The organism is Variovorax sp. F042 (genome assembly GCF_057814215.1).
Map to the genome: position 1 here is coordinate 236,982 of NZ_JBVASX010000001.1, position 20,835 is coordinate 257,816.

The 20,835-nt window shown below is 64.4% G+C and carries 20 protein-coding genes and 1 tRNA gene; 11 read left to right on the forward strand and 10 right to left on the reverse strand.

Features of this window, described 5'->3' with window-relative positions:
* Nucleotides 1-30 precede the first annotated feature (30 nt).
* Genes ACZYSP_RS01155 through lptF form a run of 3 tightly spaced genes read right to left on the reverse strand, consistent with a single transcriptional unit; the run spans nucleotide 31 to nucleotide 2,614 of the window.
* The gene (locus ACZYSP_RS01155; RefSeq protein ID WP_093074602.1) at nucleotides 31-390 is read right to left on the reverse strand and encodes a sirohydrochlorin chelatase; all 360 of its coding nucleotides are present in this window, start codon (nucleotides 388-390) and stop codon (nucleotides 31-33) included.
* Nucleotides 387-1,496 carry an LPS export ABC transporter permease LptG gene (lptG, locus tag ACZYSP_RS01160; protein WP_093054722.1) on the reverse strand — a complete coding sequence of 370 codons (1,110 nt, stop codon included), beginning with the start codon at nucleotides 1,494-1,496 and terminating at the stop codon, nucleotides 387-389. The genes ACZYSP_RS01155 and lptG overlap by 4 nt, the downstream gene beginning before the upstream one ends.
* The gene (gene lptF, locus ACZYSP_RS01165; RefSeq protein WP_093054723.1) at nucleotides 1,493-2,614 is read right to left on the reverse strand and encodes an LPS export ABC transporter permease LptF; all 1,122 of its coding nucleotides are present in this window, start codon (nucleotides 2,612-2,614) and stop codon (nucleotides 1,493-1,495) included. The genes lptG and lptF overlap by 4 nt, the downstream gene beginning before the upstream one ends.
* 21 nt (nucleotides 2,615-2,635) lie before the next feature.
* Here lptF and ACZYSP_RS01170 point away from each other — a divergent pair, with 21 nt between their 5' ends.
* From ACZYSP_RS01170 to ACZYSP_RS01185, 4 genes are all read left to right on the forward strand, one after another.
* The gene (locus tag ACZYSP_RS01170) at nucleotides 2,636-4,153 is read left to right on the forward strand and encodes a leucyl aminopeptidase (protein ID WP_093074600.1); all 1,518 of its coding nucleotides are present in this window, start codon (nucleotides 2,636-2,638) and stop codon (nucleotides 4,151-4,153) included.
* Entirely contained in the window at nucleotides 4,150-4,590 is a 441-nt protein-coding gene (locus tag ACZYSP_RS01175) for a DNA polymerase III subunit chi (protein WP_093074597.1), read from the forward strand. Before ACZYSP_RS01170 ends, ACZYSP_RS01175 begins: the two co-directional genes overlap by 4 nt.
* 1 nt (nucleotide 4,591) lies before the next feature.
* Nucleotides 4,592-4,987, forward strand: a complete 396-nt coding sequence (locus tag ACZYSP_RS01180; protein ID WP_093074594.1) for a hypothetical protein — start codon at nucleotides 4,592-4,594, stop codon at nucleotides 4,985-4,987.
* A 136-nt stretch (nucleotides 4,988-5,123) separates the two neighbouring features.
* Nucleotides 5,124-6,338, forward strand: coding sequence for a branched-chain amino acid ABC transporter substrate-binding protein (locus ACZYSP_RS01185; RefSeq protein WP_093054731.1), 1,215 nt, complete (start codon nucleotides 5,124-5,126; stop codon nucleotides 6,336-6,338).
* Nucleotides 6,339-6,430: 92 nt separating this feature from the next.
* Here ACZYSP_RS01185 and ACZYSP_RS01190 read toward each other — a convergent pair whose 3' ends face one another.
* The 5 genes from ACZYSP_RS01190 to ACZYSP_RS01210 form a co-directional block, all read right to left on the reverse strand.
* Nucleotides 6,431-6,820 (reverse strand): response regulator, encoded by a 390-nt coding sequence (locus tag ACZYSP_RS01190; protein WP_093054733.1) that lies wholly within the window; start codon nucleotides 6,818-6,820, stop codon nucleotides 6,431-6,433.
* A gap of 91 nt (nucleotides 6,821-6,911) precedes the next feature.
* Nucleotides 6,912-7,268 (reverse strand): hypothetical protein, encoded by a 357-nt coding sequence (locus tag ACZYSP_RS01195; protein WP_093054735.1) that lies wholly within the window; start codon nucleotides 7,266-7,268, stop codon nucleotides 6,912-6,914.
* A gap of 206 nt (nucleotides 7,269-7,474) precedes the next feature.
* Nucleotides 7,475-7,565 (reverse strand) — tRNA-Ser (locus ACZYSP_RS01200).
* Between the two features lie 25 nt (nucleotides 7,566-7,590).
* A complete protein-coding gene (locus ACZYSP_RS01205; RefSeq protein ID WP_093054740.1) occupies nucleotides 7,591-8,520 on the reverse strand; it encodes an SPFH domain-containing protein in 930 nt (309 codons plus the stop codon).
* Nucleotides 8,521-8,553: 33 nt separating this feature from the next.
* A complete protein-coding gene (locus tag ACZYSP_RS01210) occupies nucleotides 8,554-8,979 on the reverse strand; it encodes an NfeD family protein (protein WP_093054742.1) in 426 nt (141 codons plus the stop codon).
* Between the two features lie 216 nt (nucleotides 8,980-9,195).
* Between ACZYSP_RS01210 and ACZYSP_RS01215 the strand changes: the two genes are divergently transcribed.
* Nucleotides 9,196-11,493, forward strand: coding sequence for an arginine/lysine/ornithine decarboxylase (locus ACZYSP_RS01215; protein WP_093054744.1), 2,298 nt, complete (start codon nucleotides 9,196-9,198; stop codon nucleotides 11,491-11,493).
* Between the two features lie 27 nt (nucleotides 11,494-11,520).
* Here the strand turns inward: ACZYSP_RS01215 and ACZYSP_RS01220 are convergent, their stop codons facing one another.
* Nucleotides 11,521-12,396 carry a DNA ligase gene (locus ACZYSP_RS01220; RefSeq protein ID WP_436318300.1) on the reverse strand — a complete coding sequence of 292 codons (876 nt, stop codon included), beginning with the start codon at nucleotides 12,394-12,396 and terminating at the stop codon, nucleotides 11,521-11,523.
* 31 nt (nucleotides 12,397-12,427) lie between these two features.
* Nucleotides 12,428-13,210 carry an enoyl-ACP reductase FabI gene (gene fabI / locus ACZYSP_RS01225; RefSeq protein WP_007832278.1) on the reverse strand — a complete coding sequence of 261 codons (783 nt, stop codon included), beginning with the start codon at nucleotides 13,208-13,210 and terminating at the stop codon, nucleotides 12,428-12,430.
* A gap of 106 nt (nucleotides 13,211-13,316) precedes the next feature.
* Here fabI and ACZYSP_RS01230 point away from each other — a divergent pair, with 106 nt between their 5' ends.
* The 6 genes from ACZYSP_RS01230 to rimP all read left to right on the forward strand — a co-directional run bounded on the left by ACZYSP_RS01230 (nucleotide 13,317) and on the right by rimP (nucleotide 20,830).
* Complete coding sequence (locus ACZYSP_RS01230) at nucleotides 13,317-15,080, forward strand: extracellular solute-binding protein (RefSeq protein ID WP_354336080.1); 1,764 nt, start codon at nucleotides 13,317-13,319, stop codon at nucleotides 15,078-15,080.
* 22 nt (nucleotides 15,081-15,102) lie between these two features.
* Entirely contained in the window at nucleotides 15,103-16,116 is a 1,014-nt protein-coding gene (locus ACZYSP_RS01235; protein ID WP_093054750.1) for a microcin C ABC transporter permease YejB, read from the forward strand.
* Entirely contained in the window at nucleotides 16,109-17,152 is a 1,044-nt protein-coding gene (locus tag ACZYSP_RS01240) for an ABC transporter permease (RefSeq protein ID WP_093054752.1), read from the forward strand. Before ACZYSP_RS01235 ends, ACZYSP_RS01240 begins: the two co-directional genes overlap by 8 nt.
* Entirely contained in the window at nucleotides 17,152-18,789 is a 1,638-nt protein-coding gene (locus ACZYSP_RS01245) for an ABC transporter ATP-binding protein (RefSeq protein WP_093074588.1), read from the forward strand. Before ACZYSP_RS01240 ends, ACZYSP_RS01245 begins: the two co-directional genes overlap by 1 nt.
* Before the next feature lie 16 nt (nucleotides 18,790-18,805).
* The gene (locus ACZYSP_RS01250; RefSeq protein ID WP_093074585.1) at nucleotides 18,806-20,005 is read left to right on the forward strand and encodes a YbfB/YjiJ family MFS transporter; all 1,200 of its coding nucleotides are present in this window, start codon (nucleotides 18,806-18,808) and stop codon (nucleotides 20,003-20,005) included.
* Between the two features lie 177 nt (nucleotides 20,006-20,182).
* A complete protein-coding gene (gene rimP, locus ACZYSP_RS01255) occupies nucleotides 20,183-20,830 on the forward strand; it encodes a ribosome maturation factor RimP (RefSeq protein ID WP_093074583.1) in 648 nt (215 codons plus the stop codon).
* Nucleotides 20,831-20,835: the final 5 nt, after the last annotated feature.

Genomic DNA, 20,835 nt, shown 5'->3' on the forward strand with positions numbered 1-20,835 from the left:
TCGGAATCTATCGAAATTGCCGGATGTTCACTATTTGACCGCAATTCTGGCCAGGAGATCGACCAGTTCGGGCTCTTCGCCCACGATGCGGGCAAGTGAGAAGCCGATGTCGGGCCAGCGCTGGCGCAGCGCCTCGAGTTGGTGCGGCAGGTCTTCGCGGGCGTGCTTGCCCATGCCCAGGAACAGCGGAACCACGCGGATGGCGGTGGCGCCACTGGCAATCAGCGCCGCCGTCGCCGTGGGCAGGTCGGGCGTTGCCAGCTCCATGTAGGCGCAGGCCACGCGGGCATTCGGCTCGTTTTTGCACACGCGTTCGGCCACGGCCTCGATGGGCTCGCGCCAGCGATCGTCGCGCGAACCGTGCGCCAGTAAAACGATGCCCTGGGTCATCGTCGCAAGACCAGCCAGCTGAAGGCCGTCAACGACATCACCGAATAGATCATGCCTGGCGCCGCCGCCGTGAGCCATGGCGACCAGTTGCTGAGGTTGCCGAGATAGCCGAACACGTTGTTCAGCAGGAAGAAGCTGATGCCGATCATCACGCCGCCGAACACGTAGGTGGTGATACCGGCCTGGCGGAAGTGCAGGTAGGCGAAGGGCAGGGCGAGCACCACCATCACCAGGCACGAAAGCGGATAGAACACCTTGCGCCAGAACTCGATCTCGTAGCGCTGCGCGGTCTGGCCGTTGGCGTCGAGGTGGCGGATGTAGTCGAACAGGTCGATCGTGCTCATGCGGTCGGGGCGCAGGAGCGCGACCGAGACCATTTCGCTGGTCAGCGAGGTGGCCCAGTTCAGCTGCGGGGTCTTGGTCGTGGCGATGCGGGCCTGGTCGGCCGCGCCGCGCGTGTCGTACTTCTGCTCTTCCACGTCGGTGAGCATCCAGTGCCCGTCGCCGATGCGGGCAGAGCCTGCGGTGATCTGTGTGCTGATGTAGCCGTTGTCGTCGAATTCGAAGATGCGCGGGCTCTTCAGCGCGCCTTTGCGGTCGATGGACAGCACGTTCACCGCGTACGAGACATTGCCCCGTTTTTCCTTGAGCCAGGCGCCCGTGTTGCCCGCCAGCGAATAGATGCCCTGGTACTTGGCCTTGAGCAGTTGCCCCGTGCGCTCGGAGGCCGGGGCGACATAGTCGCCGACGGCGAAGGTCAGCACGACGAAGCCGACGCCCAGCAGCAGCAGGGTGCGCAGCGCGCGCCAGGGCCCCAGCCCGCTGGTGCGCAGAATGGTGTATTCGGAGCTTTGCGCCAGCCGGGCCATCACGAAGATGGAGCCGATCAGCACCGTGATCGGCAGCAGTTCGTAGAGGTGGCTCGGCACCAGCAGCATCACGTAGGCCAGCGCCTGTGCGGGCCCGTAGTTGAGGCTGTCCGGCTTGCCGATGGATTGCAGTTCGTCGACGAAGTCGAAGAAGAAAAAGAGGCTCAGGAAGCCGAGCGTCACGAACGCAACGGCCTTCAGCACCTCCACGTAGATCAGGCGTCTTATCGTTTTCACGTGGGTTCGATCTTGGGTGTGGGCAGCACGGCGGCGGACGGGCTTTGCTTTGATCGCCGGCCCCAATTGTTCTGGCGAACGCCGAGCCATGCCAGGTTGATCAGCAGCACGCCGCCATGCAACAGCAGCATGAAACTGCCCATGCTGTATTTGCCCGAGCTGATCCAGCTTTGGCCCAGGTTGAGCATGTTGTAGTACACGACGAACGCGAACAGCGCGAGAAGCAGGTTGCCGCTTCGGCCGACGCGCGGGTTGGCGCTGGATACATTCAGCGCCAGCAGCACGAAGTTGATGGCCGTCAGCAACATGCCGATGCGCCAGGCCAGTTCGCCGCGGCTGGGGTCGCTGGTGTCGGGCAGCAGGGACAGTGTGCTGCGCGCGCGCGGCGGTGTCGCGTCGTTGACCAGGCCGCTGTTGCCGCCTGCCCGGGTGCCGTAAGTCTTGAACTCGCTGATCTTCAGGCCAGTGTTGGTCATGGGCTGCTCGAGCCGCTGGCCGCTGTTGAGCAGCAGGTAGCGCGAATCGCCGATGTTCTCGATGCTGCCGCTGCGCGCCGAGGTCGTGATCTGCATGTTGCGCTCGATCGACCAGATGAAGACGTTGGTGGCCTTGGAGTTGTCCGGCGTCTCCTTGTCGATGAAGAACACGCGCACCCGGCCAGCGGATTCGCGGAACTCACCAGGCGCCACCCGCTCGATGTCGCTGCGCTGCTCGTACTGCTTGCGCATGCCGATGGTCTGCGAGTTGGCCCACGGCCAGCCCACCAGCGCCATCACCGCGATCAGGATCAGCACCGGCCAGGCGAAGCGGAAGAGTGGCTTGATGAAGTCGGTCAGGCCCCGCCCGCTGGAAAACCAGATCACCATCTCGCTGTCGCGGTACATGCGCGACAGGGTGCCGACGATGGCGATGAACAGGCTCAGGCTCAGGATGGTCGGCATGTAGCCGAGCACCGTGTAGGCCATCACCAGGAACACCTCCTGCGGGTTCACACTGCCCTTGGACGCGAGCCCGAGGGTACGGATGAGCATCATGGTCATCACGATGGTGACCAGTACCACGAGGGTCGCTCCGAAGCTGCGGGACAGCTCCTTGCGTAGGGAAGAATGGAATAACATCGTTCGAGGAAAAAAAGGATTATGGACTTTCAACTCAAGACCCTCACCGTCGCCCAGGCCGCAGCCGAGAAATCCGATGTCCTGATCGTGCTCGTCGGCAGCGCTCCTCTTACCTCCAAAGACCCGTTGTCGGTGCTCGCCGCCAGTGCCCGCAAGGCCGGCGACCTGCCCGACAAGGCCGGCAAGCTGCTGGGGCTTTACCGTCCGGAAGACGTCGTGGCGTCCCGCGTGGTGCTCGCCGCCATCGGCGACGGCAAGCCCGCCTCGGTTCGCAGCGGCGTGGTCGCGGCGGTCAATTCGGCCAAGGCCCAGGCCCCCAAGCGCGTGACCGTGGTGTTCGCCCAGCCTGCTGAGGGCGCGGCGGTGGCCAGCGCCGTCACGGCGGCGGCTGACGCCAGCTACGTCTACACCGCCACCAAGTCGAAGGCCGAACCCCGCAGCATCCGCCACCTGACCGTCGGCGTGGCCGATGCCGCCGCCGTCACCGGCGCCTTCGACGCCGCCCGTGCCACTGTCGCGGGCATCGAACTGGCCAAGGAGTGGGGCAACCGACCCGCCAACCATGCCACGCCCACGCTGCTGGCCGAGGCCGCCAAGGGGCTGGCCAAGCTGCCGAACATCAAGTGCGAGGTGCTGGGGCCGAAGGAAGTCGAAAAGCTCGGCATGGGCTCCTTTGCCGCCGTGGCGCAGGGCTCGGCGGAGCCGCTGCGCTTCATCGTGCTGCGCTACCACGGGGCGCCCAAGGACCAGGCGCCCGTAGTGCTGGTCGGCAAGGGCATCACCTTCGACACCGGCGGCGTCTCGCTCAAGCCCGCTGCCGAAATGGACGAGATGAAGTTCGACATGTGCGGCGCGGCCAGCGTGCTTGGTACCTTCCGCGCGCTCGGCGATATCCAGCCCGCCATCAACGTCGTCGGCCTCATTCCTTCGTGCGAGAACATGAACGACGGCCGCGCGGTGAAGCCGGGCGACGTGGTGACCAGCATGAGCGGCCAGACCATCGAGGTGCTCAACACCGACGCAGAAGGCCGGCTCATCCTGTGCGACGCGCTGACCTATGCCAAGCGCTTCGAGCCGGCGGCAGTGATCGACATCGCCACGCTGACGGGCGCCTGCGTGGTGGCCCTGGGCGGCGTGCGCAGCGGCCTGTTCTCGACCAACGAAGCATTGGCCGCGGCGCTCGAAGCCGCTGGCGAGACCTCGCAGGACCGCTGCTGGCGCCTGCCGCTCGACGACGACTACGCGGAAGGCCTCAAGAGCAACTTCGCCGACGTGGCCAACATCGCCGGCCGCGCGGGTGGCGCCATCACTGCCGCCAAGTTCCTGCAGCGCTTCGCGGGCGACTTCGCCTGGGCGCATCTGGATATCGCGGGCACTGCGTGGAAGAGCGGAGCGGCAAAGGGTTCGACCGGTCGACCGGTGGGCTTGCTGGTGTCGTACCTGACGAGTCGCGCGGCCAGCGGCGACGCCAAGACCGGCAAGGCCAAGAAAACCAAGACCCCTGGAGTTCCGGCCAAAGAGGCCCGGGCCACGAAGTGACGGAAATCGGCTTTCACTACAACGCGCGTGACAAGCTGAACTACGCCTGCCGGCTGGTTCGCAAGGCCGTGAACGCGCGCGGCCTGCGCGTGGTAGTCGTGGGCGATGCGCAGGCGCTCGACGCGGTGGATGCGGCACTCTGGCAGCTGTCGCCGGTGGACTTCGTCGCGCACTGCCGAGGCGATGCGCCGGCTCATGTGGTCGCGCGTTCGCCCGTCGTGCTGTCGGCCCAGGGCGCTGATGCGGCCTCGCTGCCGCACCGCGAAATGCTGGTGAATCTGGGCCTCGAAGTGCCTGCGGGCTTCGAGCGCTATGAACGCATGATCGACATCGTGAGCAACGAGGACAACGACCGCCAGGTCGGTCGTTCGCGCTGGCGCCACTATGCCGATCGTGGCTACACCATCCAGCCGCACGACTTCGCAAAGAGTCCCTGACATGGCCAGCACACTGCGCACGCCGCCCCGGTTCGTTCCCACGCTGACCACGGTGCTCGAGATCCCGGAGGAGCCCGCGGTCCCCGAGCCGCAGGCCGCACCGACGCCCCAGCCCGACCCGGCGAGTGCCATGGCATTGCCGCCGGCCGCGCAGCTTTCGCAGGCGGAAATCGTCAGCCTCGAAGAGCAGTTGCTGCACCGCGTTCTGCAGCGCGTCGACCTGTCTCTGGAAGAGCGTTTGAGCGACACCGTGTCAGCTGCCGTTCAGCATCAACTCGATGCGATGGTGCCGCGATTGCGCAATGAAATCGAAGCCGTTTTGCGCGCGTTGGTGATCGAGGCCATGGCCGCCGAACTCAGCGAAAACACAGGGTCTACGCCAGCTTCCGGAGCCTGAATCCTCGGCTAAACTGCGCCGCAGGTCGGAAGGGCGTGAGGGTGCCGCTGGTCCGCGGCGCGAAACTTGCGAGGTCAGCGCGCCCGGATCACACGACCGGTTTTTTATTCTTTTCATCCAAGTTCTGGAGGTTCTCATGCAATTGAAATGGACTGCGGTCGCACTGGCTGCAATCACGCTCGTGGCTTGCGGCAAGAAGGAAGAAGCTGCTGCTCCCGCTGCAGCGCCCGCGCCAACGGCTGCGGCCCCGGCTGCACCTGCACCCGCACCTGCCGGAGAAACCCTGGTCGTCAAGATCGGTCACGTGGGACCGACCAGCGGTGCCATCGCCCACCTCGGCAAGGACAACGAGTTCGGTGCCAAGATGGCCATCGAAGACCTGAATGCAAAGGGCCTCAAGATCGGCGACAAGGTTGCCAAGTTCGAACTGATCGCCGAAGACGACGCAGGCGATCCGAAGCAGGGCACGGCTGTGGCCCAGAAGCTCGTGGACGAAAAGGTCAACGGCGTGGTCGGTCACCTGAACTCGGGCACCACCATCCCCGCCTCGAAGCTCTACAGCGACGCCGGCATTCCACAGATCTCGCCTTCGGCCACCAACCCGAAGTACACGCGTCAAGGCTTCAAGACCACGTTCCGCGTGGTGGCTGACGACACGCAACTCGGCGGCACGCTGGGCAAGTACGCAGTCGAAACGCTCAAGGGCAAGAACATTGCCGTGATCGACGACCGTACCGCCTACGGCCAAGGCGTTGCCGAAGAGTTCGAGAAGTCGGCCAAGGCCGCTGGCGCCACCATCGTGGGCCACGAGTTCACCACCGACAAGTCGACCGACTTCAACGCCATCCTGACCAAGCTGAAGGCCTCCAAGCCCGACGTGCTGTTCTTCGGCGGCATGGACGCCGTTGGCGGCCCGATGCTCAAGCAGGTCAAGCAACTCGGCCTGAACGTCAAGTTCATGGGCGGCGACGGCCTGTGCACCAGCGAACTGCCGAAGCTGGCTGGCGATGCCATCGGCGAAGAGATGGTTGTTTGCGCCGAAGCCGGCGGTGTGGACGGCGACTTCAAGCAGCCGCTGGAAGACTTCAAGGCCAAGTTCAAGACCAAGAACGGCGTCGAAGTGCAGATCTATGCACCGTACGTGTACGACGCGGTCAACGTGCTGGCCGAAGCCATGGTGAAGGCCGGTTCGTCCGACCCCGCCAAGTACCTGCCTGAAGTTGGCAAGGTGCAATACAAGGGCGTGACCGGCCCGATCGCCTTCGACGAAAAGGGCGACATCAAGAACGGTGCCCTGACGCTGTACACCTACAAGGGTGGTGCACGCACGCAGATCGCCGTGGTGCGCTGATTCATTTCGGCAAACCTGCGGTTATCCGCAAAAGAGAAAAGGGCCTTCGGGCCCTTTTTTCATGGCCGCTTCGAAGGCGACTTATTCAGAGTTCAGAGCGGAGCAAGGCCCGATGGGCGGTTGGCATTGCAGTACTCGATGAAGGCATCGAGGTCGCGTGACTTGTCGAACACCGCATCGGCGCCGAGCGCCGTGCAGCGCGCCCGGATATCCGCCGTCACGTAGTTGCTGAGCACGACCACTCGCTGGCTGGGTTTGCGGGTCTTGCAGCCGCCCAGCACGCCGAGGCCGGAGCCTTCCTTCAGGAACAGGTCGACGATCAGGAGCTGCCAGTCATCAGGATGCGCCGCGAGCCATGCAAGGGCTTCCGTTTCGGTTTCGGCGAAGCCGACCACGCGGCCGTTGACCAAGTCCTCGAGTGCCGGGACCAGGTTATCCCTGATGGTCTTGTTGTCCTCGACGAGGAACGTGATGAGGGCCATGCCGTGGTTTCGCTTTGAGAACCAATAGCGTAGCGTGCCTGACGCTGATGCAGCGTAGGAGAAAGGATACGGACGGCGTATTGCGCGCCGGTCAGTCGGAGCTTTCGGCGCGGATCTTTGCCTTGAGCTTCTCGGCCAGAGCCTGGCTTTCGTCGCGCTCAGCCGTGACCTCGAGACGCTTCTCGATTTCCTCGCTCAGCGCGGCATTGACCTCGGCCAGCTTTTCGGCGGATTTAGCCAGCTTCTCTTCCAGCTGGCTGGTGTGTTCGATGGCCTGTGCCACCTCGCCAACCTGCACTTCTTCGGGCAGTTCCTGTTCGAGCACCGTGTTCACCACGGCGAGGTTGTCCGACGCCCGTTGCACGTCGGCAGCCACCTGCTCGCTCTTTTCGAGGGTGCGGTCCAGCGGTGTCTTGCCACGCGGCTGGGTTTTCGGTTGTCCGGCCATCGAGGCTCCTTTGTGGGCTGAAATGAAAACCTTTGGATGGTACTGCCAGAAGAAAGTGTCTGAGTTCGGGGGGCAAGTTGTTGCAAAGCAACGCACTGCCTTTCAAGTCTGGTTGGGCCAGACGACAAAAAAGCCCAAGTGCTTGTGGCAACTTGGGCTTCTTGCTTTGTCTTCATGTTCGTGAACGGTTACGAACAATCAATCTCTGGCGGAGCAGGCGGGATTCGAACCCGCGGAGGGCTATTAACCCTCACACGCTTTCCAGGCGTGCGACTTAAACCGCTCATCCACCGCTCCTGAGCCCATGATTGTAGCAGTCAGTTCAGGTCGGATTCGACGGCTTGCCTGCCTGGACCATGCGCATCGCTGACGCGATGAGCGCGGCGGTCTCGCTCATGTTGCTCGGCACGATCAGCGTGGTCTTGGAGTCGGCCGCGACCTTGCCGTAGGCGTCGACAGCGCGCTCGGCCACCTTCAGCTGCACGGCCTGTTCGCCGCCCGGCTGGCGGATGGCGGCTGCCACGCGTTCGATGGCATCCGCCGTTGCGGTGGCGACCGCGGTAATGGCGGCGGCTTCACCCTGGGCGTTGTTGATCTGCGCCTGCTTCTCGCCTTCGGAGCGGGCGATGAAGGCCTCGCGTTCGCCAGTGGCGATGTTGATCTGCTCCTGGCGGCGGCCTTCGGAGGCCGCGATCAGCGCGCGCTTGCCGCGCTCGGCCGTGATCTGCGCCTGCATGGCCAGCAGGATTTCCTTCGGCGGCGTCAGGTCCTTGATTTCATAGCGCAGCACCTTTACGCCCCAGTTGAGCGCGGCCTCGTCGATGGCAGCGACCACCTGGGCGTTGATGACGTCGCGTTCCTCGAAGGTCTTGTCGAGCTCCAGCTTGCCGATCACGCTGCGCAGCGAGGTCTGTGCGAGTTGCGTCACGGCCACGATGTAGTTCGACGAGCCGTAGCTCGCGCGCATCGGATCGGTCACCTGGAAGTACAGGATGCCGTCAACCTGCAGCTGCGTGTTGTCGCGCGTGATGCAGATCTGGCTCGGCACGTCGAGCGGGATTTCCTTCAGGCTGTGCTTGTAGGCCACCCGGTCGATGAACGGAATCAGGAAGTTGGGGCCGGGCGTCATGGTGCCGTGGTACTTGCCGAGGCGCTCGCGCACCCAGGCGTTCTGCTGCGGCACGAACTTCACCGACTGGCTGATGAAGATGATCGCGATGACCAGGATGATGAGTGGGACCGAAAATTCCATGGTGCGCTTCCTTTTCTGAGTTCTACGTATTGACTAAACCTTGTCGACGACCAGCCGGCTGCCGATGACTTCGACCACGCGGTGCTCGCCGGTCGACGGCGTGCGGCCTGCGCGCTGGACCACCGTCCATTGCGCACCCCGGTAGCGCACGGTTGCCGTGCCGTCGGCATTCCAGGCGTCGACGTGAACGGTCTCGCCGATGTCGAGGTTCACGTCGCGGTTGGTTCCGGTGGGCGGGGCAGGGGGGCGCTTGCGCTGGATCGAGTACCAGGTCAGCACGGCGCCCACGCCGATGACCGAGGCCACGATCAGTTGGGTGACGGTGCCGAAGCCCAGGTGCGCTGCAATTGCCGCGGCCGCGAAACCGGCGGCCAGCAGCAGAAGATATACGGTGCCCGAGAGCAACTCGACCACGATGGCTACCCCCGCAATCAGCCACCAGACGGTGGAATTCGCCATGTCGACTCCTCTTTTCCTTATTCGATGCGCGCCATTCTGATGCATCTGCTCCAAGCGCTTGCCCTGCGTAGGGGTACTGCGCCCGAGCCGACGAAAGGGACCATGCCGGACAGGCCCGAATGGCTTGCACGAGCCTGACCAGATTCGTCATCCGAATTCCGTACACTTCGCGCCTCGCCTTATTGCCTGTCTGTCAGCCTGCCCGGAGCCCCGCTCATGAAATTCCGCTTTCCCATCGTCATCATTGACGAGGACTTCCGCTCCGAAAACACCTCGGGCCTCGGCATTCGCGCGCTCGCGCAGGCCTTCGAAAGCGAGGGCTTCGAGGTGCTGGGCGTCACGAGCTACGGCGACCTGAGCCAGTTCGCCCAACAGCAAAGCCGTGCCAGTGCGTTCATCCTGTCGATCGACGACGAGGAGTTCACGGTCGGCCCCGACCTCGATCCGGCCGTGCTGAACTTGCGCAACTTCATCGGCGAAGTGCGGCGCAAGAACGCCGACGTGCCGATCTACATCTACGGCGAGACCAAGACCTCGCGCCACATCCCGAACGACATCCTGCGCGAGCTGCACGGCTTCATCCACATGTTCGAGGACACCCCCGAATTCGTGGCGCGCCACATCATCCGCGAGGCCAAGAGCTACCTCGAGGGCGTGCAGCCGCCGTTCTTCAAGGCGCTGATCGACTATGCGGAAGACGGCTCCTATTCGTGGCACTGCCCGGGCCACTCGGGCGGCGTGGCGTTCCTGAAGAGCCCGGTGGGCCAGATGTTCCACCAGTTCTTCGGCGAGAACATGCTGCGTGCCGACGTCTGCAACGCAGTCGAAGAGCTGGGCCAACTGCTCGACCACACCGGCCCGGTGGCGGCCAGCGAACGCAATGCGGCGCGCATCTTCAACGCCGACCACTGCTTCTTCGTGACCAACGGCACCAGCACCAGCAACAAGATGGTGTGGCACCACACGGTGGCGCCGGGCGACGTGGTGGTGGTCGACCGCAATTGCCACAAGTCGATCCTGCACGCGATCATCATGACCGGCGCGATTCCGGTGTTCATGAAGCCCACGCGCAACCACTTCGGCATCATCGGCCCGATCCCGAAGAGCGAGTTCGAGCAGAGCGCCATCAAGGCCAAGATCAAGGCCAACCCGCTGCTGGCCGACGTGGACCCCGACAAGGTCAAGCCGCGCGTGATGACGCTCACGCAGTCGACCTACGACGGCGTGATCTACAACACCGAGACCATCAAGAACATGCTCGACGGCTACGTCGACACGCTGCACTTCGACGAGGCGTGGCTGCCGCACGCGGCCTTCCACCCGTTCTATGGCGCCTATCACGCGATGGGCAAGCGCCGCGTGCGCCCGAAGGAATCGCTGGTGTTCGCCACGCAGTCGACGCACAAGCTGCTGGCCGGCATCAGCCAGGCCAGCCATGTGCTGGTGCAGGACTCGCAGAACCGTCAGCTCGACCGCGACCTGTTCAACGAGGCCTATCTGATGCACTCGTCGACCAGCCCGCAGTACGCGATCATCGCGAGCTGCGACGTGGCTGCCGCCATGATGGAGCCGCCCGGCGGCACCGCGCTGGTGGAAGAAAGCATCCTCGAAGCGCTCGACTTTCGCCGCGCCATGCGCAAGGTCGAGGCGGAGTTCGGCAAGGACGAGTGGTGGTTCAAGGTCTGGGGCCCCGAGAAGCTCGTCGAAGAAGGCATCGGCCGCGCCGACGACTGGATCATGCAGGGCGAGAAGAACGGCAAGCCCAAGAACAAGAAGTCGCCGCGCAACTGGCACGGCTTTGGCGAATTGGCCGACGGCTTCAACATGCTTGACCCGATCAAGTCGACCATCGTCACGCCGGGTCTCGACCTCGAAGGCAACTTCGCCGAAACCGGCATCCCGGCCAGCGTGGTGACCAAGTTCCTCGCCGAGCATGGCGTGATCGTGGAGAAGACCGGGCTCTACAGCTTCTTCATCATGTTCACCATCGGCATCACCAAGGGCCGCTGGAACACGCTGCTGACGGCGCTGCAGCAGTTCAAGGACGACTACGCGCGCAACCAGCCGATGTGGCGCATCCTGCCCGAGTTCTGCCAGCAGCATCCGGGTTACGAACGCCTCGGCCTGCGCGACCTGTGCCAGCACATCCACCAGCTGTATGCGCGCTACGACGTGGCCCGCCTCACGACCGAGATGTACCTGAGCGACCTGACGCCGGCGATGAAGCCCAGCGACGCCTTCGCCCACATCGCGCACCGCAAGACCGAGCGCGTGGAAATCGACGAGCTCGAAGGCCGCATCACCACCAGCCTGATCACGCCTTACCCGCCGGGCATTCCGCTGCTGATTCCGGGCGAGGTGTTCAACAAGAAGATCGTCGACTACCTCAAGTTCTCGCGCGAGTTCAACACGCAGTGCCCGGGCTTCGAGACCGACATCCACGGCCTGGTTGCGCGCGTCGACGAGACGGGCAAGAAGCGCTACTACGCAGATTGCGTCAGGGAAGTGAAGTAAGGAAGCGGGCCGGCTGGACGGGCCGGCCTAACCTTCGCGCACCCGCATGAAGCGCGCGAATCGCGGCAGGCCCTTGGCGGTGGTGCCGTTGTAGCGGTAGGTCACCCAGCTGCCGACGGCGGGCGGGTTCTCGCGTTCGGCGTCGGTCAGTCCGGTGCCGAGCTTGAAGCGCTTGCCGTCGGCCGTCTCGACCACCAGCGCGCCGAGCCGGCCACTGTGCTTGCCCTTGCCGGGCACGTGCTCGACCACGCGGGCTTCGGCGTCTTCGTAGGGCTTGACCTTCAGCAAGTCGCTGTTGCGCTCGCCACGGTATTGGGAGCTGCCGCGGTGGAGCATCAGACCCTCACCGCCCATTTTTACCGTCTTGTCGAGCAGCGCCTGCAATGCGGCGTGCGTGGTCGCGCGTTCCTGCGGGACCGCGACGACCCATGGTGCGTCGGTAATCGGCAGCAGCTTGCGCAGCACGGCGAGGCGCGTCGTGAAGTCGCCACCCTGCGCGGGCAGGTCGAACACCATGAAGTGCATCTCGCGCCAGGCGATGTCGTTGGGCGTCTGGCTGCGCACCGTGGAGACGGCGCGTGCGAACTGGCCGCGGCCCACCCACAGTTCGCCGTCGAGGGGTTGCTTCGGCAGCGGTGCGGTGAACCATGCCGGCGCCACGATCCGTTCGCCGCCGCGTGTCCAGAGCTGCTTGCCGTCCCAGTAGCCGCGTACGCCGTCGTACTTCTCGCTGACCCAGTAGTCGTGCAGCGACATGCCGGGGCGGTAGACGTCGGCCAGCATCAGCGAGGGCGCCGCCTCGCGCGCGAACGCGGCAGGCGCGGCGATCACGCCGAAAGCGGCAAGCAGGAGGGAGCGTCGGTTCAGCACGATGCTATGAAATGAATAGCGCAGCACGGCCATCTGGTGGCCGTGTGAGGGCTCGATGGCAGGGTTACTCGGCCATCCCGCCGACGACGTTGCTGAAGCCGCCGTCCACGTAGGTGATCTCGGCGGTCACGCCGCTGGCCAGGTCGCTCAGCAGGAAGGCGGCCACGTTGCCGACTTCCTCGATGGTCACGTTGCGGCGGATGGGCGAGGCGTCGGCCACGGCCGCCAGCATCTTGCCGAAGCCCTTGATGCCGCTGGCTGCCAGCGTCTTGATCGGGCCCGCACTGATGCCGTTCACGCGCATGCCCTTCGGGCCGAGCGAGGCGGCGGTGTAGCGCACCGAGGCTTCGAGCGAGGCCTTGGCCAGGCCCATGGTGTTGTAGTTGGGCAGCGCGCGTTCGGCGCCCAGGTAGGTCAGCGTGAGCAGGGCCGCCTTGTCGTTGAGGTAGGGCAGGGCCGACTTGGCCATGGCCGGAAAGCTGTACGCACTGATGTCGTGCGCGATCTTGAAGCCTTCGCGCGAGAGCCCGTCGAGGAAGTCGCCCGCAATGGACTCGCGCGGCGCGAAGCCGATGCTGTGCACGAAGCCGTCGAACTTCGGCCAGGTCTGCGAGAGGTCTGCAAAGAGCTTGTCGATCTGCGCGTCGTCGCCCACGTCGCAATCGAAAATCAGCTTCGAGCCAAAGTCTGCGGCATATTCGGTGATACGGTCCTTGAATCGCTCGCCGACATAGCTGAAGGCGAGCTCTGCGCCCTGTTCATGACAGGCCTTGGCAATGCCATAAGCAATGGAGCGATTGCTCAACACACCGGTGATCAACAGTTTTTTGCCGGAAAGAAAGCCCATGAAGTTGCCTCGTGAAAATCTTGGGCAGAATTCTCGCATGCGAGGTTGGCTGCTTCTGATATTGGCTCTCTTGGCGCTCCCCTCGTGGGCAGCGCATGGTCTGGGCATGGGTTACGAGCCGAAGTACCCGGCGTCGTTCAAGAATTTCGACTACGTGAATCCCGATGCCCCCAAGGGCGGCGAGCTGATCCTCTCGGCCAGCGGAACCTTCGACAAGCTCAACCCCTTCACGCTGCGGGGCGTGCCGCCGCAGGGCATGGGCTACAGCGCCAACGGCTTTGTGTTCTCCGAGTACGGCCTGATCTTCGATTCGCTGATGACGCCGAGCGAAGACGAGCCCTTCTCCAACTACGGCATGCTGGCCGAAGACGTGCAGCTTGCCGCAGACCGCCTGAGCGTCACTTTCCGCCTGAACCCGAAAGCCAAGTTCTCCGATGGCTCCCCGGTGCTCGCGAAGGACGTGAAGTACTCCTTCGACACCCTCATGAGCAAGCAGGCGGGGCCGACCTTCCGCTCGTACTGGGTTGACATCAAGGGCGCCGTGGTGGTGGGGGAGCGCACGATCCGCTTCGACTTCAAGCGCCAGAACTCCGAGCTGCACATGATCATCGGCCAGCTGCCGGTTTTCTCGAGTGCCTGGGGCAAGGGCAAGCCCTTCGACCAGATCGTGAGCGAGCCGCCCATAGCCAGCGGGCCGTACGTGGTGGACAAGGTCGACTTCGGGAAGTACATCTCGTACCGCCGGCGGCCGGACTACTGGGCCGCCGATCTTCCGGTGCGCAAGGGGATGTTCAATTTCGGCGAGGTGTCGTACCAGTACTTCAAGGACTCGCTGGGTGAAGAGGAGTCGCTCAAGGCCGGCTCACTCGATGCGATGGAAGAACGCTCGATCATCGCCTGGGTGCGCCGCTACAAGGGGCGGCGTTTCGATTCCGGCGAGCTGGTCAAGGAAGAGATTTCGCACCGCCGCTTCACCGGCATGCAGGGCCTCTCGCCCAACCTGCGGCAGCCTCGCTTCCAGGACATGCGCGTGCGACAGGCATTGGCGCTGGCCTTCGATTTCGACTGGCTCAACCAGCATCTCTTCTACGGACGCAGAGCCCGCACGATGAGCTACTTCCAGAACAGCGATGACCTCATGGCCCAGCCCGAGATCAGCCCCGAGGAGCAGGTGCTGATCGAGCACCTGAAGAACAGGCAGCGATACATCGACAACACGAAGGGCGAACTGCCGCGCCCCGCCAGCAGCGGAGACACCGCCGAAGGCCTGCGGCGCAACCTGGTCCGCGCGCAGGAACTGCTCAAAGAGGCGGGCTGGACATACAGGGATGGCGCCTTGCGCGACAAGGACGGAACGCCTTTCGTCATCAATTTCGACATTGGGGATCGCAGTTCGGGCGTGGTGCTGGCGCCTTACGCGCGCAACCTCGCCAAGCTGGGAATCGCGCTGGACTATCGCTTGCGCGACCCGAGCCTGATAAAGAAGAAACAGGACGATCTCGACTTCGACATGGTCATCAACATCGCGGGTGGCTCATCGAGTCCGGGCAACGAGCTGTACGACGATTTCGGCTCGAAATCGGCCAACGAAAAGGGGAGCCAGAACCTCAGCGGCATCAGCGATCCGGTGATCGACGAGATTCTCGAAGTGATCGTCAACAGCCCGGACCGCAAGTCGCTCGCAGCAGGCGCGCGGCTGCTGGACCGTTACTTGCTCCACCAGCATTACGTGATCCCGATGTACTACGGCAAACAATATTTCATTGCCCACAAGCGCAAGCTGCGCCGCCCCGAAGCGCCATTGCCGCAACGTCTTCTCGCCGGCTCGGCGATGCTGACGACGTGGTGGATCGACCCGGCAGCGAAGTAGACGACAGACCCAGACAGACCGCATGGCCGCCTACCTGCTCCGACGCCTTCTGCTGATCATTCCCACGCTGTTCGGGGTGCTGCTGATCAATTTCGCCATCGTTCAATTTGTTCCGGGCGGTCCGGCCGAGCAGTTGCTGTCGCAACTGACCAACAAGGAAAACCGCCTCTCGGGCGGCCCCACGGGGCGCTCCCTCGACGCCAAGCAGGTGGCGGAGATCAAGGCCCTCTACGGCTTCGACAAGCCGGCACCCGAGCGCTTCTGGCAGATGCTCAAGCAGTTCGCGCGCTTCGACCTGGGCAAGAGCTTCTTCCAGAGCAAGGACGTGTGGCAGCTCATCAAGGAGAAGCTGCCGGTCTCGATCAGCTTGGGGCTCTGGACCTTCTTCATCAGCTACCTGATAGCGGTGCCGCTCGGCGTTGCGAAAGCGGTTCGCGCCGGTTCGCGCTTCGACTTTCTGACGACGCTGCTGGTGCTCGTTGGCTACGCCATTCCGGGCTTCGTACTGGGCGTGGCGCTGCTGGTGATCTTCGGCGGCCAGCTGCAATGGTTTCCGCTGCGCGGGCTGACTTCGCCGAATTGGGAGTCGCTGAGCTGGGGCGCGCGCATCGTCGACTACCTGTGGCACATCACCTTGCCGGTGACGGCGATGGTGCTCGGCAGCTTCGCGATCACCGCGATGCTCACCAAGAACTCCTTCCTCGAAGAGATCCGCAAGCAGTACGTGCTGACGGCGCGTGCCAAGGGACTGGCCGAGCGCCAGGTGCTCTGGAAGCACGTGTTCCGCAACGCGCTGATTCCGATCATCACGGGCTTCCCGACAGCCTTTATCGGCGCCTTCTTTTCGGGCGCGCTGCTGATCGAGACGCTGTTCTCGCTCGACGGGATGGGCCTGCTCAGCTACGAAAGCGTGCTGCGGCGCGACTACCCGGTGTTTCTGGGCACGCTCTATCTGTTCACGCTGATCGGTCTGGTGACCAAGCTCATCTCCGATCTTTGCTATGTCTGGGTCGATCCGAGGGTGAAGTTTGACTAAAGCGCCTGTCGTGTCCGTGAGCCCCGGCCGCCGCGCCTGGCGCCGTTTTCGCCGCAATCCGCTGGGGTTCTGGAGCCTGTTGATCTTCTCGGCGCTGGTGGTGCTGAGCCTTTTCGCCGATGTGCTTTCCACCGACAAGCCGCTCGTGGTGCGCTACGAAGGCAAGACCTATTTCCCAGTGTTGCGGGACTATTCCGAGAAAACCTTCGGCGGCGATTTCGAAACGCCGGCCGACTACCTTGATCCGTTCATCGAGCAGCGCATCACCCAGGGCGGCAACTGGGCGATCTATGCGCCGAACCGCTATGGCCCGGCCACGCTCAACTATTTCTCGAAGCCTCCGAACCCTGCGGCCCCTTCGAGCGAGAACCTGCTCGGCACCGATGAGCGGGGCCGCGACCTGCTGGCCCAGCTGATCTACGGCTTTCGCGTGAGCGTGCTGTTCGCGCTGGCGCTCACGGTAATAGGGGTGGTGCTGGGTATCGCGACCGGCGCGGTGCAAGGCTTCTTCGGCGGAAAGATCGACCTGACCTTCCAGCGGCTGATCGAGATCTGGGGAGCGATGCCCGAGCTGTACCTGCTGATCATCTTCAGTGCGATCTTCACGCCCAGCGTGGCGCTGCTTCTGATCCTGCTGAGCCTGTTCGGCTGGATGGGGTTGTCGGACTACGTGCGCGCCGAGTTCCTGCGCAACCGGCAGATGGACTACGTGCGTGCGGCGCGGGCGCTCGGTGTGGGCAATCTGCAGATCATGTGGCGCCACATCCTGCCCAACAGCATGGTGCCGGTCGTCACCTTTCTGCCGTTCCGCATGAGCGCGGCCATTCTGGCGCTGACCTCTCTGGACTTTCTCGGCCTTGGCGTGCCGCCAGGCACACCGTCGCTCGGTGAGCTGCTGAGCCAGGGCAAGGGCAACATCGACGCCTGGTGGATCTCGCTGTCCACTTTCGTCGTGTTGGTCGTCACGCTGATGCTGCTGACTTTCATGGGCGACGCGCTGCGCGATGCGCTCGATCCGCGCAAGGCAGACAAGTGATGAGCGATTCACAACAACCCAACCAGCCCCTGCTCGACGTAAAGGGCCTGCGCGTCGCATTCAGCGGCAAGGAGGTCGTGCACGGCATCGACTTCCAGATGGCCGCTGGCGAAAAGCTCGCGCTCGTCGGCGAGTCGGGTTCGGGCAAGACGGTCACGGCGCTGTCGCTGCTGCGGCTGGTGCAGAACGCCGATCTTTCTGGCACTGCCCGGCTCTTTGGCGGCGGGCGCTCGCAGGGCGCGCGCGACCTGTTGTCGATTCCCGAGCGCGAATTGCGCGGCATCCGCGGCAAGGAGATCGCGATGATCTTCCAGGAGCCGATGACTGCACTGAATGCGCTCTACAGCGTCGGCGACCAGATCGCCGAGGTTCTCGAACTGCACGAAGGGCTGTCGGCCCGCGCCGCGCAGGCGGCGGCCGTCCAGCTGCTGGCTGACACCGGCATTCCGGAGCCGGCGCGACGGGCGAGGGCGTTTCCGCACCAGCTCTCGGGCGGCCAGCGCCAGCGCGCGATGATCGCGATGGCTCTGGCCTGCAAGCCGCGCCTGCTGCTGGCCGACGAACCGACCACCGCGCTCGACGTGACCGTGCGCGCGCAGATCCTCGAATTGCTGGCTGACCTGCAGCGCAAGTACGGCATGGCGGTGCTCCTCATCACGCATGACCTGAACCTGGTGCGGCGTTTTGCCGATCGCGTGGTGGTCATGGAGAACGGCCACATCGTCGAGCATGGCGCGGTGGCGCCTGTGTTCGATGCCCCGCAGCATCCCTACACGCGCAAGCTGATCGACAGTCATCCGGAGCGCAACGTGGCGGCCGTCGCTGCGCGCGCCGACGCGGCGCCAGTGATCGAGGCCAAGGCCCTGCGCGTGATCTATCCCGTGCCGAAGCCGGGCTTCGCCGGCTGGTTCCGCAAGGGCGAATTCGTGGCGGTGCAGGGGGCGGATTTCCGCATCGTGCCGGGCGAGACGCTCGGCGTGGTCGGTGAGTCGGGTTCGGGCAAGTCGACGCTGGCGCTGGCGGCGCTAGGGCTGCTGAAGCACCAGGGCGCGCTGACGGTCGCGGGCAAGGGCTGGGCGGTCGACCGCGCCTCCGATCTCGGCCTGCGCCGCGTGATGCAGGTGGTGTTCCAGGACCCGTTCTCGTCGCTGTCGCCGCGCATGACGGTGGAGCAGATCGTGGGCGAGGGGCTGCGCGTGCATGCGCCCGAACTCGACACCGCGGCGCGCCGTGCCCGTGCACTCGTCGCGCTGGCCGATGTCGGGCTGACGGAGGCCCAGTTCCCCTCGCTGCTCGACCGCTATCCGCACGAGTTTTCGGGCGGTCAGCGGCAGCGCCTGGCGATTGCGCGCGCGCTGATCGTCGACCCGCAGCTGCTGGTGCTCGACGAGCCCACCAGCGCGCTGGACGTGACGATCCAGAAGCAGGTGCTGAGCTTGCTGCAGCGCCTGCAGCGCGAGCGGGGGCTGAGCTATCTGCTGATCACGCACGACGTCGAGGTGATCCGGGCGATGGCGCACCACGTCATCGTGATGAAGGACGGGGCCATTCTCGAAACAGGGTCGGTCGAGCGCGTGCTCGACGCGCCCGAGCACCCCTATACAAAGAAGCTGGTGGCCGCCGCGCTGCTGGAATAAACGGAGACAGCAAGAAATGTCGGAAATCGGACGCGACCGGCGCGGAGCCTGGCGCGCGGCGCTGGCCTGCATGGTCACCCTCGCAGTGGCGATGGGCCTGGGGCGCTTTGCCTTCACACCCATGTTGCCCATCATGCTGCACGAGGGAAAGCTGGAGCTGGCGGCGGGCGGGGTGCTGGCGTCGCTCAACTACCTGGGGTACTTCCTCGGTGCGGTGAGCTGTGCCGCCATCGGCATCAAGGCGTCGAGCATGGTGCGGGGCGGGCTGGTGGCCACGGCCGCTCTGCTGATCGGCATGGGCTTGCTGCACAGCTTCACGAGCTGGGGCGTGCTGCGCACGGCGGCAGGCGTGATGAGCGCCTGGGTCTTCGTCTTCGCCTCAGGCTGGGGCCTGCGCCGGCTGGCGGAGACGAACGCGCCGACGCTGGCCGGCGTGATCTACACCGGGCCGGGAATCGGCATCGCGATGACGGGCCTGCTCGGTGGTGCGCTGGGGCGCTGGGGTTCCGAGGCGGGGTGGATCGGCCTTGGCATCCTGGCGGTCGTGCTGATCGCGGTGATCTGGCGGGTGTTCGACGACGGCGAGCGGGCATCCGCAGGTGGCGGTGCCGCTCCGGCGCCTGCTGCGGCGGTTCGCGTGGCCGGGCCGGCCGATCGCAGCGATGCGATCTGGCTGGTCGCGCTCTATGGGCTGGCGGGCTTCGGTTACATCATTACCGCCACCTTCCTGCCGGTGATCGCCCGGCAGGCGCTGCCGGGATCGCCCTGGCCGGACTTCTTCTGGCCGCTGTTCGGGCTGGCCATCATTCCAGGCGCGCTGATCGGGGCCCGCGCGCCGACGCATTGGGACAACCGGCTGCTGCTGGCCTGCGCCTACGCGTTGCAGGCGCTGGGCGTCGTGCTGTCGGTGGCATGGCCGAGCATTGCCGGATTCGCGCTCGGAAGCCTGCTGCTGGGCATGCCGTTTACCGCGATCACTCTTTTTGCCATGCGGGATGCGCGCCGGCTGCGCGGCAATGCGGCTGCCGGGCTGATCGGCTACGCGACGGCATCCTATGGAGTGGGGCAGATCGTCGGGCCGCTGTTTGCGGCGCCACTGGCCCAGCGGACGGGGTCTTTTCAGCTGCCGTTGCTGGTCGCGGCGGCGGCATTGGCACTCGGCGCGGTGCTATTCGCATTGGTTTGGTTCAAATCGCGCCAATCAATAGGTGGCTGAGCCTCGAAGCCCCTTCATTTATTACACAAATAGCATATAATTCGAGGCTCACGACCAAACGGGCGGGTACCAACCGCCCGTTTTTTTTGGTCTATGCATTCTGAGCATTCATGGCGATCTGGCATCCGTGGCGGGCGGATGGCATGAACCCAGTATTTAAAAGGCACCTTCGAACACGTGGCATTGCAGCAAATAGTGGAACAAACCGTGGCCGGTCTCGGCTATGACCTGGTCGAGATCGAACGCTCGGCCGGGGGATTGCTGCGCGTGACGATTGATTTGCCCTGGACGGCCCCCACCTTGGAAGATGCGGCTGCCGGCGTGCCAGAGCCCTTCGTGACGGTCGAAGACTGCGAGAAGGTAACGCGCCAATTGCAATTTGCGCTCGAGGTCGATGGTGTCGATTACAAGCGGCTCGAGGTGTCCTCGCCCGGTATTGACCGTCCGCTGCGCAATGAGCAGGATTTCGAGCGTTTCGTGGGCGAGGTGATCGACATCACGCTCAAGGCGCCCATGGGTGCTGCGGCGGCGGGCCAGGTGTCGGCCACTCGCAAGAAGTTTCGCGGCACGCTGGAGCGTGTTGCACAGGTTGAGGGCGCTGTCGGCGCCCAGGGCTGGCAAATCGTCTGGAGCGATGCGCCGGAGCCCAAGCCGGGTCAAAAAGTGAGCAAGAAGCGCGCGCCTGCAACGCTGCAGGCGCTGGGCTTCGTGCTGGACGAGCTGCGCGAGGCGCGGCTCGCGCCTATTGTGGATTTCAAGGGCCGCAAGGCCAAAACCCAACCGGGTTTTTCGGATATTGACGACGGAACGCAGGTTCCGGACTGACTAGA